The 13,668-nt window shown below is 49.9% G+C and carries 10 protein-coding genes and 1 pseudogene; 2 read left to right on the top strand and 9 right to left on the bottom strand.

The genetic code is table 11. The annotated features are described in order from the left end of the window. Positions 1–29: 29 nt before the first annotated feature. From OK023_RS11830 to trxC, 3 genes are all read right to left on the bottom strand, one after another. Positions 30–2,684, bottom strand: a complete 2,655-nt coding sequence (locus OK023_RS11830; RefSeq protein WP_317692915.1) for a bifunctional acetate--CoA ligase family protein/GNAT family N-acetyltransferase — start codon at positions 2,682–2,684, stop codon at positions 30–32. 73 nt (positions 2,685–2,757) lie between these two features. After that, on the bottom strand, positions 2,758–3,462 hold the full coding sequence (locus OK023_RS11825; protein ID WP_317692914.1) for a tRNA-uridine aminocarboxypropyltransferase: 705 nt from the start codon (positions 3,460–3,462) through the stop codon (positions 2,758–2,760). A gap of 135 nt (positions 3,463–3,597) precedes the next feature. Continuing rightward, positions 3,598–4,017: a thioredoxin TrxC gene (trxC, locus tag OK023_RS11820; RefSeq protein ID WP_317692913.1), complete on the bottom strand. Its 420-nt coding sequence runs from the start codon at positions 4,015–4,017 to the stop codon at positions 3,598–3,600. A 197-nt stretch (positions 4,018–4,214) separates the two neighbouring features. Here trxC and OK023_RS11815 point away from each other — a divergent pair, with 197 nt between their 5' ends. Together OK023_RS11815 and OK023_RS11810 are read left to right on the top strand one after the other, a co-directional pair. Further along, entirely contained in the window at positions 4,215–5,291 is a 1,077-nt protein-coding gene (locus tag OK023_RS11815) for a tRNA/rRNA methyltransferase (protein ID WP_317692912.1), read from the top strand. 320 nt (positions 5,292–5,611) lie between these two features. Beyond that, positions 5,612–5,866, top strand: a complete 255-nt coding sequence (locus tag OK023_RS11810) for a hypothetical protein (protein WP_317692911.1) — start codon at positions 5,612–5,614, stop codon at positions 5,864–5,866. Positions 5,867–5,913: 47 nt separating this feature from the next. Here OK023_RS11810 and emrB read toward each other — a convergent pair whose 3' ends face one another. The 6 genes and pseudogenes from emrB to OK023_RS11780 form a co-directional block, all read right to left on the bottom strand. Further along, positions 5,914–7,452, bottom strand: coding sequence for a multidrug efflux MFS transporter permease subunit EmrB (emrB, locus tag OK023_RS11805; protein WP_317697673.1), 1,539 nt, complete (start codon positions 7,450–7,452; stop codon positions 5,914–5,916). Positions 7,453–7,466: 14 nt separating this feature from the next. Next, entirely contained in the window at positions 7,467–8,639 is a 1,173-nt protein-coding gene (emrA, locus tag OK023_RS11800) for a multidrug efflux MFS transporter periplasmic adaptor subunit EmrA (protein ID WP_317692910.1), read from the bottom strand. Between the two features lie 76 nt (positions 8,640–8,715). Continuing rightward, positions 8,716–9,985, bottom strand: a pseudogene (locus OK023_RS11795) (TolC family protein). Between the two features lie 22 nt (positions 9,986–10,007). After that, positions 10,008–10,529, bottom strand: coding sequence for a transcriptional repressor MprA (gene mprA / locus OK023_RS11790; protein WP_317692909.1), 522 nt, complete (start codon positions 10,527–10,529; stop codon positions 10,008–10,010). Positions 10,530–11,436: 907 nt separating this feature from the next. Further along, positions 11,437–12,636 carry an MFS transporter gene (locus OK023_RS11785; protein WP_317692908.1) on the bottom strand — a complete coding sequence of 400 codons (1,200 nt, stop codon included), beginning with the start codon at positions 12,634–12,636 and terminating at the stop codon, positions 11,437–11,439. Between the two features lie 200 nt (positions 12,637–12,836). Next, positions 12,837–13,637, bottom strand: coding sequence for a DeoR/GlpR family DNA-binding transcription regulator (locus OK023_RS11780; RefSeq protein WP_317697670.1), 801 nt, complete (start codon positions 13,635–13,637; stop codon positions 12,837–12,839). Positions 13,638–13,668: the final 31 nt, after the last annotated feature.

Raw genomic sequence — 13,668 nt, 5'->3', positions numbered from 1 at the left:
GGAGGATTGTCATTGCATTGCGACTAATCTTACTGAATTACGTCATCTTGCTGCAGTGGCAGGATCAAATTGACAATTCCTTCATCAATTTGCACATCTACAACAAAACCTAGTTTTTGTGCTAATGTGACCATGCCCCGGTTATTCGGCATAGTAATTCCAGTTAACCTGTCCAAGCCATGCGTGCGGGCATAACCGATCAATTTCACCAGCAGTTGTCTTCCTAACCCAAGGCCTTTCAGATCGGAACGCACCAGAACGGCGAATTCAGCGTCGGTGTTGTCGGGGTCAGACAGAGCACGCGTTACACCAATAATCTCATCACCATTACGCACTGCCACGAAAGCCATTTCTCGATCGTAGTCGATTTGAGTCATATTAGCCAAATCATCGTGGCTAAATTCGTTGATCTCACTAAAGTAGCGATAGTAGAGATCTTCCTTGGTGACGCGATCAATAAAGTGCTTCAGCGCCGGTTCATCTTCTGGCAGGATCGGCCGGAACAAGCACTGAGAACCATCTTTCAATTTGATTGTTTCTTCAAGCTCATGGGGATATGGGCGAATGGCTAACCGTGCTTGTGGATCACCGCAGAAAGTGGCTATTTGCATTGAAACATCCAGCAGAGTGAACTCGCTACCGGATGCTAGAACTGGATGAATATCCAGACGTGAGATCTCCGGGCAGTCGAGGATAAGGTTGGAAACTTGGACCAACAAGCGGCTCAAACCGAGAATGTCGAGCGGACGTTGTGCACTTTGGTCACGGATCTTTCCGCCTTTAACCGCCTGTAACACAAGATAACGGGCCAACGCCATATTAAGTGGAGGTAGTGCCACTGCAACCTGATTCTCTTGCCGCCATTCGATTCCCCCTTCACCTAGCATGATCAGTGGGCCGAAAATGGCATCTTGTTCGACAGCAATTCGCAGTTCCTGGGCTCCAGCGCGGTTGGCCATACTCTGTACCAGCAGGCCATGTATACGTGCTTGCGGATAGGTGCGTTTTACCCGGTCGAGGATGGCCTCTGCGGCGCGCTGAACTTCAGTCGCGGTACGTAGATAGAGCATTACCCCTTGAACTTCGGATTTGTGTGAAATATCCGGAGAACGCAGTTTCAATGCGACCGGATAACCAATTTGTTCGGCAATATGTACCGCTTCGGCGCTGTCACCTGCGATCCAGGTGGGCAAGGTGCTTAGGCCATAGGCTTGCAGGATAGGCTGAACCTCATGTGTATCGAGCTGGCTAGCTCCTTCTGCCAGAGCATCGCCGATCAGCTTGTGCGCATCTGCAGTATTGGCGGTCAGCCCAATCGGTAGCGCAGGGGTTTCTTTCAGCTGTTTCTGGTTACGGCGGTATTCCACCATATGCATAAATGCGGTTATCGCGCCTTCTGGTGTGCGGTAAGTCGGGATCCCAGCTTCGGTAAACAGACGGCGAGCTTCCTGCGAAGAATATTCGCCACACCAGTTTGTCAGCAGAGTAATACGTTTGCCACGCGGGTGCTGACGGATGGCTTCGATCAGACATTCAGCAGTTGGCGTTCCTGGCGAGGCTGCACTCGGCGCATGGATCAGTAACAGGGCATCGTAGTCGTGGCTGTCGAGCAAGGGCTGAAGAGCTGCCAGATAGCGCTTGGGGGTCGCGTCATCGCGCAAGTCGATAGGATTACTTACATGGATAAATTCGGGCAGCAATGTGCTAAGTTTTTTCTGCGTTTCTTCAGTCAGTACCGCCAGTTTGCCATTGCGGGAAAGCAGTTCATCCAGCGCCATTGCAGCAGGAGCAGCACCATTGCTGATGATCATTAGCCGTTCGCCACGAAGTGGCTGCATATGGCTCAAGGTTTCCACGGCAGAGAATAGCTCATGGGTATCTTGCACGCGTAGTAAACCGGCCCGCTGAATGGCGGCATCGTAGGCGGCGTCCAATCCCTGCTGGCTGTTAAGCAGCAACTGCGCTTGCTTACTCCGGCCACTTTTAATAACCAGGATGGGTTTGTTGCGGGAGGCGCTTCGGGAAGCGGAAAGGAAACGCCGGGCATCACTGATGTTTTCCAGATACAACAGGATCGCACTGGTCTTGCTGTCACGGGCTAAGAAATCGAGCAGGTCGTCAACGTCGATATCCAGGCTGTCGCCCAGCGCGATGAAATAAGAGAACCCAACTTCCCTCTGTTGCGCCCAGTCTAAAATAGTATTAGCTACGGCGGCAGACTGTGAGATAAACGCCAACTTACCTTTCTGAATGGGAACCGGAGAAAAGCTGGCGTTGATGCCTTGCCACGGGGCTAATAACCCAAGGCTGTTTGGCCCGAGCAGACGCATCGAGTAGCGTTGTGCGGTGGCCTTAAGTTCGGCAAATTGCTCTTGGGGAGAGGAAAGCACGATCGCGGTTTTACAGCCAAGTTCTCCCAAAGCCTTAATCAATGACAGGTTGCGTTGCTGATTGGTGCATAAAACGGCTAAATCCGGGGTCAGCGGCAGGCTGGCAACATCGGGATAAGCCATCACGCCGCACACCGCCTTATAGCGTGGGTTCACCGGCAGAATTGGGCCGGTAAATCCCCCGGCTAACAGATTACGCATCATCAGATAGCCTGCACGGCCAGGTTGTTGCGAAGCACCGAGTACGGCAATCGATTTGGGGCGTAACAGCGCTTCTAACCCTCTCTGGCTCATGTACTGCTCCTATTGCTGATGGGCCTTCCTCTTCCAAGTCGTAAACCTGAAAGAGGCAAGTTATAGTCTGATTTTAGGCACTTTGTGGTGTGTTTGTTGTGACCGGTGCCTCTGGCCGATAAGGTTTTCCGATCAGATACTGCTCGCGGAAATAGCTAAAGTGTTCACTAAGCCCTCTAGCTGCCTGCTCGTCTCCTGCCTGTTGCAGTAGTGCTGCGGCCACTTCTGCCGTGCAGTGCTGCTCGGTGCGGCTTGCTTCACGTAGTTGATAACCGGATGCCGCCAATACATTCAGCGAAAACACTGGAAACTGATCCAGATAGGGGCTCTTACGGAACATCTTACGAGCTTCAGACCAAGTACCATCGAGCATGATAAACAGTGGGGCTTTCCCATTGGTTGGCAGGCTGCTGAATACAGGGCGTTCAGGATCGGCATAGGATGCTGGGAATACAACGTAAGGCTGACGTGAGGGATCGTTGATCACGTCCAGCAGGTCGGGGGCAACGTGGGTGCGGGACCAAATAAATGCCTGGGTATTTGGCAGAATGTCTGCGATCAGACGGCCTGTATTACTGGGCTTCAAGGGTTCAGTGCCGAACATGATCAGGCAGAAACGGCTGTTGGCGTGCTGGGGTTTGATCGTGGCACATAAGCAATTTTGCTGCGGCAGTAAGCAATTCTGACAGCGCACTACGCGACAGCCACGAGCCCGATAGGGGCGGGTAGCATTATCTAAACGGAATTGGCGCAGACGGAGTACGGCATTGTCAGTCATAACGATCCTGAGAAAAGGCGCCATTGTAGCGCAGAAAAAAGCCCGACGGGAGAGTCCCTCGGGCTTTTACCGCCGTCGCTGTTTATGGTTCTAGCCTACCAGCCAATAAGCAGCGGCATCATAACCGTTTTTGCGTTAGACTTTCTGATTGAGCCAGTCATCAAATGGGCCTTTCGGCATTGCACCATTAAGCATATTGACCATTTTGCCGCCGTGAAACACCATTATGGTCGGGATGCTACGAATATTGAATCGTGCCCCTAGTTCTGGTTCGGCTTCGGTGTTGACTTTGACAAACCGCATCTTGCCTGCACGCTCTTCAGCCACGTCTTCAAAGATTGGGGCGAAGTTGCGGCATGGGCCGCACCATGGAGCCCAAAAATCGATCACTACCGGCAAATCATCCTGTAGCAGTTGGTTCAGAGTAGTGGCAGTCGCATTTATGACTTCTCCGTGAAACAATTCATGGCCGCAGCGGCCACATTTAGCGCCATCAGTGATGCGCTCGTCAGGAACGCGGTTGGTGGCATGGCAAGCAGAGCAAACTGTATTCATGGTGACCTCAGGGGCTAACGCAGCGTTACAGGCTGCAAATATATATCATCAATGTTGCTTATTATCGGTAAAAGCGTAGCACTCGACTAGGTGATTTATTCGATGAATTTGATAGTTGCTAGCTTTTATTGCAAGTTGGTGGCTTAGCGCACCAACATCAGGTACTCTTCGCGCCCAGCGCGTTGGTGGAGAAGACAATGAACGATTCATTTAGTGGCAAGAACGGTAAAGTCAAAGTGATGTACGTCCGTAGTGACGACGACAGCGGTGACAATCGTAGCAAGAATAAACGTACGGACGGTAAAGGCCGTCCTACAGACAATACACGCTCTGGCCAGAATAAGTCACGGGGTGGCGATCGTCGGGGCTCTGATCCCCGCCGCAGTGAGAGCGATCGCCCTCGCCGCTCAGCGCGCACGGAAGAACGAGGTGGTTACGATTCACCCTGGAAAACCGTATCCCGTGGTCCCGAAGAAGAACCCGCGTTCGATCATGGTGGGATCAGTGGTAAAAGCTTTATCGATCCGGAACAGTTGCGCCGTCAGCGCGCTGAAGAAACCCGGGTTTACGGTGAAAACGCCTGCCAGGCATTATTCGCCAGCCGACCGGATGCCATTGTGCGCGCCTGGTTTGTACAATCGGTCACCCCGCGTTTCCGTGAAGCGCTGCGCTGGATGGCTGCAAATCGCAAGGCTTACCATGTGGTGGATGAAGAGGAACTGGCGAAAGCGTCCGGTACTGAACACCATGGAGGCGTGTGTTTCCTGATCAAAAAACGGCAGGGCCTGGATGCGCAGGCTTACCTGAAAAATGCACCAGCCAAAGATTGCGTGCTGGCATTGGAGGAGGTAGGTAATCCCCATAATCTGGGCGCAATTGTTCGCTCTTGCGCGCACTTTGGTGTGAATGGCGTGTTGCTGCAGGATCCAGCGGTTCTTGAGTCTGGTGCTGCTGTACGAACCGCAGAAGGTGGCGCTGAACATATCAAGGCGATTAATGCCGATGATTTCCTGTCAGTGCTGGATACGTTCCGCAAGGCTGGGTACACCATTGTGACGACATCCAGTCACAAAGGTACTCCGTTGGCGAAAGCCGAACTCCCAACCAAGATGGTATTGGTGCTGGGGCAAGAGCGCGATGGTTTGAGCGACAGTGCCTGGCAACAGGGCGACATGAGCGTGTCCATCGGTGGTACTGGCAAAGTAGAAAGTCTAAACGTTTCCGTTGCGACCGGCATTCTGTTGGCCGATTGGTGGCGTCAGAATCAAGCGTGATTTATTACGCTACAGACGGACACATTGTGCCTAATGTTTGTCAGTCAAGTTTTGGGTGGAAGTCGCAACGGAAAACGTTGTGACTGAGCCTGCATACAAAATTGTGTCATTGCCTGACTTTGATATGTTCAATATCACATTAAAAATCAGGTTAACTGACGGGCGAAAATAATTATAGGCTCCGGCTAGCAGGGTAAAAACACGATCATTTCAATTGGTTGATTTTTCAACTAAGCTGCTCGTTATTCTCAGATAAACCAAAAACGGGCGATATCTCACCGAAAAAAACGTGGTGGCGGTACAATTATATTTATCCTGCCGTGTCGTGGATCAGTGGTCAGATAATATCACCTTCAGGCTATTCCTTAGCGCTACTCTGGTGGTTTGAAGTTGCATCTCTGCTGGCCTGCAACTTCAAACTTGATATCGATTCCAACATTTGCAACATCAACCCGCAGAGTTATCGGGGGCGCGTGAGTGCACTAAACCTGCTTTCAGATACGGTCGCCACGCTAGAAATCACCCTGGACGAGGGATCGCCGGAACTGCGCTATCGTCAACTGATCCTAAATTAAGGCGCTCACTCTGGACATATTGAGCAGCCCTTTTGTTTACTGTTCGATCAGTGGGCACCGCTCCCGCCGCCGCCAGAGCTAAAAGGCGGTTTGGCGAACCACACGAGTGCCAACAGGATCAGGAACACTCCCGCAGAGAGCCAGAAAATCTCGTTCGCCGAGATAATCAACCCCTGCGCGGTGATTTCCTTAGCGATATACGCTGAAGCTTGTTGCTTGTCCATGCCAAGATTTTCCAGCTTGGTGTACATCTCTTGCGTCTGCGGATTGAACGGATTAACAAACTCTGACAAATGCGCATGGTGCATGGATTCACGCTGAGTCCATAACGTTGTTGTGATCGAAGTACCGATAGAACCCGCTAATGTTCGCAGAAAGTTTGATAGACTCGAAGCTGCCGCCATACGTTCGGGGGGCAGTCCGGACAAGGTGATTGTGGTCAGTGGCATAAAGAAGCAGGCGATAGCAAAGCCCTGAATAAACTGCGGCCATGCTGAAGCACCAAAGTCCATTCCTGGTTCAAAGGTATAGGCCCGCCAATAGAAACACACGGCATACATGACAAAGCTAAAGGTTACCAAACGGCGCATATCCAGCCGGTTGCCAAAGCGGCCGATAATCGGTGACAAGACTATCGGTATTAACCCCACTGGCGCGGAAGCGAGGCCTGCCCAGGTGGCGGTGTAACCATAAACCTCTTGCAATAATTGGGGCAAGAGGACGATTGCCCCGAAATACAGCATATAGGCCAAGCTTATACATAGACAGCCAATGGTAAAGTTACGCGATTTGAACAGAGATAGATCCACTACCGGATGGTCATCGGTCAATTCCCATACCACCAGGAACACCAGCGCCACCACCGCCACAACGGTAAGGACGATGATCTCGGTAGAGTTGAACCAGTCTAACTCTTTCCCTTGATCAAGCATGATTTGCAGTGAGCCAATACCTACAACCAGCAAAACCAATCCGACAGTATCGATGGGTTTGATCTCTGTTTGCGTTTCCCTGCCTTTAAGCGTCGACCTGGCTACCAGGATCACGAACAGCCCAATTGGAATATTGATGAAAAAGATCCAACCCCAGTGATAGTTGTCACTGATATAACCGCCCAGGATTGGGCCAAAAATAGGCGCCACAATCACGGTCATCGACCATAGCGCCAGGGCCATTGCGCGCTTGGCTGGAGGGTAGTTGTTCAGCAGCAAACTTTGCGATAGGGGTATCAAAGGCCCTGCGACCACACCCTGGATCACCCGGAAGAAGATCAACATTCCCAAGCTATTGGAAATACCGCACAACCAAGAAGCCAGGGCGAACAGCGCTGTGGACCATAGAAACAGGCGTACTTCACCTACGCGTTTTGCCAACCAGCCGGTGATCGGAATCGAAATGGCATTTGCCACACCAAATGAGGTGATCACCCAAGTGCCCTGTGAGCTGGAGGAACCAAGGTTACCTGAAATGGTCGGTATCGCAACGTTGGCAATGGTTGAATCCAGTACCTGCATAAAGGTCGCCATCGCCAGCGCGACCGTCATCCAGGCGAGCTGGGCACCTTCAAGCGGTTTTTGTGCCAAGATAACCTCCCGAGCGCTTAACCGGCATTTGCATGGATCACATCGGCGATCATCTGATTAACCGGTGTCAAGTCCAGCGCCAGTGCACTGGTTTCATACCGAGGTTTTTCACGCACTGTATTAGCCAGTACCAAACCTTCCTGATCCGTGGTGTCTACAGTAACACGTGTGGAAAGACCGATGCGTAGAGGATGCTCGGCAACCTGTTGTGATTCCAACTCGATGCGCACTGGCAAACGTTGAACCACTTTTATCCAGTTTCCTGTTGCGTTCTGCGCTGGCAGCAGTGAGAAGACGCTGCCTGTTCCCATATCAATACCGACTACTTTACCTCTGAACACCACATCGTTACCGTAAACGTCAGTGATAACCGTTGCTGGTTGCCCGATCCGCATATTAGCGATCTGCGTTTCTTTAAAGTTGGCATCTATCCAGATAGGGTCAGCAGGTACCACGGCCATCAGAGGCATTCCCGGCGATATTTGTGCTCCTACTTGCACACTGCGACGTGAAACAAAGCCGGTGATTGGACTGACTACTCGAGTGCGCTGTAACGCCAACCAAGCATCACGCATGTGGGCTGCCGCTTGCAGAATGGCAGGCTGTTCTGCCAACGGGGTATTGAGCACCATTGCCTGATTGGCATTGTATTGCTGTACCGCGACTTCCAGTGCCGCTTTGGCATTGTCTACCGCCTCTCGGGCGTGTTGCAACTCTTCACGACCAATCGCATCTGCATTCCCCAGTATGACGCGACGTTTGAGATCGTTTTCGGCTTTACTCAGATCTGACTTGCGCAACGCAATATTCGCCTGATACTGCTTACCATTTATCACCAATTGATGCGTTTGGCGCACGCTATTGGCCAGTGCGGTTTTAGCTCGCTCTAACGCCTGTTGTGCATCGGTAGGATCGAGCGTTAACAATACGTCGCCTTTCCTGACGAAGTCTGTATCGTCAAATGTCACACTGTTTACGCTGCCGGATACCTGTGCCATGATTTGTACTTGATTACCTGACACATAAGCATTATCTGTTTCCTGATGATGACGAAGTACCTGAAACCAATACACTAAATAGGCAATTCCAATAACAATAAAAATAATCGTCAGTAGCGATAGCCAGAACTTACGCTGTTTTTTTCTGCCTGTCGGTTGCTGCGAGGTTTGAGCTTCCGCGCCTGTACTCATGGCGTTCTCCACGTATAAACTTTGAATAGTTCGAGTTGCAGGCAATACGCATGCAGCTTGTAATATGATGAGAATGTTATGCTGTTAAATCCGCTGCAGTAGGGGCCTGATAGCCGCCTCCTAGTATGCGTATCAATGCTATTTTTGCCTGTATAAGAGTGCTGTTGGCATTCAGTTCCGCCTGTTGTTGCTGTCGTAATTTTGTTTGACTGCTCAACAGTTCGTCACGTCCAATAATTCCTGCCCCAACGTGCGGCGTAACGCACCAGCATGGAAAATTGGCAGTGAAATAGCGGGGATTACCCCCATGCCTGACTGGTTGCTTCCAGTAAGTTAGTGCTGGTACCAGCAACGTTGGTCGTTGCCAGCCCAGCAAAGGCTGATATAGACAGGCTAGGATAAAATGCTTTGCGCTCTGCACTCACCCGCTGATTGTACGACCCCACTAACTGTCGCTGAGCGGCCATATCTGGGCATTTACCCAACAAATCGGCGGTCAGTTCACTTTTGGGAATCAAGATGCCTTCTGCGGGAAGGGTTACTGGGTGCAACGATTGCATCGCATTAAAGCCAAAGCCTGCCAACGAGGCTAATTGGTGCTTAAGTTGTTCAACGCGGGGTTGTAACTGAATGAGCTGCTGTTTGGCACCGTCTGCTTGCGCCTGCGTTTGCTGAGGGACTTCGTTCCCATAAAGCCCGGCCTCATATTGTCGTTGACGTAGTTCAGACAAGTGTTGATTGTTTTCTACCTCCTGTTGTAGAACTTTTTCCAATGCATAATTCGCCTGCAGTTGGTAATAAGTTAAGGCTACAGTATTCGTCAGTGCTAAAGCCGTCTGAGCCTGTTCGGCACGAGCGGCGTTAACCTGAGCTTTTGCTGCATTCACCTGATTACGATATTTACCGCACCAATCAAACTCATAGGTCAAATTGCCCCCTAATGAGTTTGAGGATTCAAATATTGGGTTGAGGGGATAACCAAAACCCTGATTGGTATTTTGCGCAATACGCTGATGGTTGATGCTGGCATTCATATCCAGATTCGAGCCATTGGCAGCACTGGGCTCACCGACAACACTCTGCGCTTCCCGCACGCGGGCGGCAGCCTGTTTCAGCGAAGGTGAGCTTTGCAGTGTCTGGGTCATCAAGGCATCAAGCTGCGGATCATTAAGCGTAAGCCACCATTGATGTCTTAATGACAGCGAGCTGACTTTAGATTGTCCAAGTTGCAAGCTTTGTGGACCCAACAACTCGGATTGGGATGTTATAGGGTCAGTTGATGCGCACCCTACCAGCAATTCGACGGTGAACAGTGGGGGGAATCTCCAGTTTAACGGGGATTGCATAAATTAATTACCCGAACAGAAATTATTGGGATAACTGTTCTGAAACTTCCATGTGTTCCAAACGTGCCAAAAGCTTACGCATCAGTACTTCAAGATGCTGCTGTTCCTCTTGGCTCAGTGTAGACCACAGGAAATGCAGAGATTTGTGCTGCGGTGGCAGCATTTGTTCCAGAAACGCTTTGCCTGGCTCGATCAGATGAAGATGGAGGCATCTACGGTCATTCTCGCTTTCACGGCGCTCAATCCAGCCGCGCTTCTCAAGTTCGTCGGCAATACGTGTTGCATTAGTACGCGATGAACCCAATGCTGAGCTTAGCTCAGAGGGTTGAATACTATGGTTTTCTTGCGCATCTAATGTAATTAGAGCCATAAACAATGTTTCGTTGATTCCTTGTGCTTTGAGCATTTTATTGCGATTTTCCAGCAATTTGCTCTGCATATGCATACAAAGTCGTGTCAGTAGAATTTCCTGGTAAGGGAAGTTTTTCTGGCGCTTGGCGCGGAAATTAAGCATGTCCTCTATGGGTGTAAAAGAATTTTCCATAATTTATGGCCTCATTAATTTCATTTGTTATGATAACTATGGTTACTAAAGATGTAAATCTTTAGTGAAGGATTAATTTAGCGATTTGTGTCATTTGTAAGTTTGGAATGGTACAAATCGTGTGTTTCTGCCAGTTATTGCAAAAGCTTATGTTTTTATATAGGCCTGAGGAAGAATATTGAATCATTACTTCAATGGGTTATTTGTTATTTATATGTCGATATATAAAGTATAAGAAAAAGAAACACAAGGTAACTATAGATTTAAATTTACAATGCTGTGAGTGGGAAATATACAGGAACCCAGTCTCTGTTGCTAATCAGATTATCAGGGGTTGAGTTAAAATATTTTTATACCCTTCATTCTTCAAGTTGCCTCGGTGTTGGCTTCGTCCGTTCTCACCCGTCACATAGTGAGCTATGTAACGGGTGACTCTCAGACTTGGCATCTGCATGCAACTCGAATTATTTTGGGATATACCTGTCGTCATTCAAGCTAAAGTGATGTTTGTTGATACGGGCTGTACAAGCGCTGTTCCTGATCGATTTTTCGCTCAGTTGCCGCCTGCTAAAATTTGAATGGGCTTAAGTATATATCTGTTGCTATTTAATCAGCTGTAATATCTGATGAGCTCAGTGACTTGGCTCAAGTCTGTACCTTGCCCTTCTGCGGTTACACACTTACTATTGAAAAACATTGCATTTTCATCATGTAACTCAAATTATTAAAATTCTGCAATCAGCATATTAAAAATAAATTCCCCCATCATTGATTTGCTAATTGGATATATAAATACCATTACGTATAATTACCTCTGGCGGTTATTTAGGTGTGCGGCAAGTGCATAAACTAAGTGATATTCCTCAAATAACCACCATCAGCACTTGCATACAACGGGGAATACAGCCTAAAGGGAGGAAGCCTCTTGTGGGTCATGTTGTTTTCCGCGCCACCAGGTCAGCAGATTTAAGACGCACAATACGCCTCCTGTAGCAGCTACACCGTTCCAGCCTGTGTGTTGGTAAGCCGCAGCAGAAAGTACCGATCCCAAAGCTCCGCCAACGAAGTAACTGGTCATGTAGCCTGCGGTCAGGCGGTTACGTGCTTCGGGCATGATCCGGTAAATCACACTCTGGTTGGTAACATGGACCGCTTGGACGGCCAAGTCCAGCACAAGAATACCCATGATTAAAGCCCAGAGAGAGTGTTTGGCCAGCGAGATAGGGATCCATGATAACAGCAGCAGTATCAGCCCGACACTGGTTGTCAACCCAGCTTTACCTTTATCGACAAGATGACCCGCGCGTGATGCTGCAAGTGCGCCAGCCGCACCGACTAAACCAAACAACCCGATTACCCCTTCCGAATAATTGAATGGTGGGGAAGCGAGCAAAAAAGCCATTGATGTCCACAATACGCTGAAGTTGGCGAATGACAGCGCACCGAGGAGCGCACGCGTGCGCAATAACGGAGTGAAGCAGAACAGGGAAAAGATCGATTTCAGCAGTTGCGGATAATTCAGTCCTGAATGCACTTTGTAGCTTGGCAGAGCTCGCCATAGGATCACTGCCATCATAATCATCAACACGCTGGCAACCCAATAAATAGTTTGCCAACCGCCAATAGCGGCCAGAGCACCGGAAATGGTGCGTGCTAGTAGAATGCCGAGTAACAGCCCACTCATGATCATGCCAACAGTTTTACCGCGTTTTGCTGGATGTGCTAGCGTCGCGGCAAGGGGGACCAACAATTGTGCTACGACAGAAAAGAGCCCGGTAAGAGCTGTGCCAAGGATCAACATTGATAACGTACTGGAGGTGGCCGTGACCAGCATACCGCCAGCGGCGAGTAGGGTCATAAATACAATCAGACTACGGCGTTCAAACATATCGCCTAAAGGAACCAGTAACAGCAAGCCGACGGCATACCCTAGCTGCGCTGCCGTGACGATAAAACCAGCTTGGTTAACCGACAGATTAAAATTTTGTGCGATTGTCTCCAATAGCGGTTGTGCGTAGTAGTTACTGGCCACTGCTAGCCCGGTAGCAGTGGCGATAATAACAGTGAGTAAAGGGCTAAGGCCTGAGTGTTCGGGTTGTTGTTTCATGAGTTTTCAATAACAAAAAAGGTAGGCGTAGGCAGAGTATCGGGCAGAACGCTATGTTAAGCCAAGGTATAATTTTCATCTCTAAATAGTGGTGCGCAATAGTGCTACGGGTGTGAGTGATGCAGGTTAGCCGACCGTTGAACGCAGGGATGCGCGATACGCCCCCTCAGGGTGGGGGGCACGGCGTGTCGGGTTTGTGCTCAAAGAGTGGGCTCCTCGTTGCCTGTTGAAGCAACGATCAATTCCACCTGCTGCTGTTGCAGTAGGGTTGCCAATGCTGCGGGTGGCGGCGAATCGGTAAATAATGCGGTGGCCTGCCGAGTATTGCCAATTTCAACTGCTGCAGAGGTATGGAACTTGGTGTGGTCTGCTGCCAAAAGAATGTGGCGTGAGTGTGCCATCATTGCTTTCACTACGCTGGATTCATTCACATCGAACTCCAACAGGTCGCCATTAGGCTCAATTGCGCCAATACTCGTAATGAGATAGTCAGCGCGGAAGCCCTCTACAAAAGTGACTGCACTAGGGCCAATGATGCCGCCGTTATTGGGGCGCAGTGTACCACCGGGTACCATGACCTCAAACTCGGTGTTTTTATACAAGATATGCGCCACCCGTAAACTATTGGTTATGATGCGCAGGTGGCTATGGCCCATCAGTGCCCTGGCTATATGTTCAACGGTGGTGCCGATGGTGATGAATACCGTGGAACGGTCTGGAATATAATCGGCAATGGAGCCGGCTATGGCGACTTTTTCTTGCGTATAAGAGAGTTCCCGCTGCTCAAAGGCAGTATTTACCACGCTTGAGGCACGACCTGCTCCACCATGATGACGAGTAATCAACCCCTGTTCGCTCAGTTTACGAATATCACGTCTTACCGTCTGTGTTGAAACCTCCAGCAATTGTGCCAGTTCGTCGATATTCATGTAGCCACGCTTGGCGATCAACTGAATCAGCTGATCGTGGCGTGGGTTGCCGGTAAGTTCAGTCAGACTCATGTTCAGTTCTCTTAATATTGACATCAGTTGA

The sequence above is a fragment of the Serratia sp. UGAL515B_01 genome, from assembly GCF_033095805.1.
Classification (GTDB): Bacteria; Pseudomonadota; Gammaproteobacteria; order Enterobacterales; family Enterobacteriaceae; genus Chania.
This window is presented reverse-complemented; position numbering and strand designations above follow the sequence as displayed.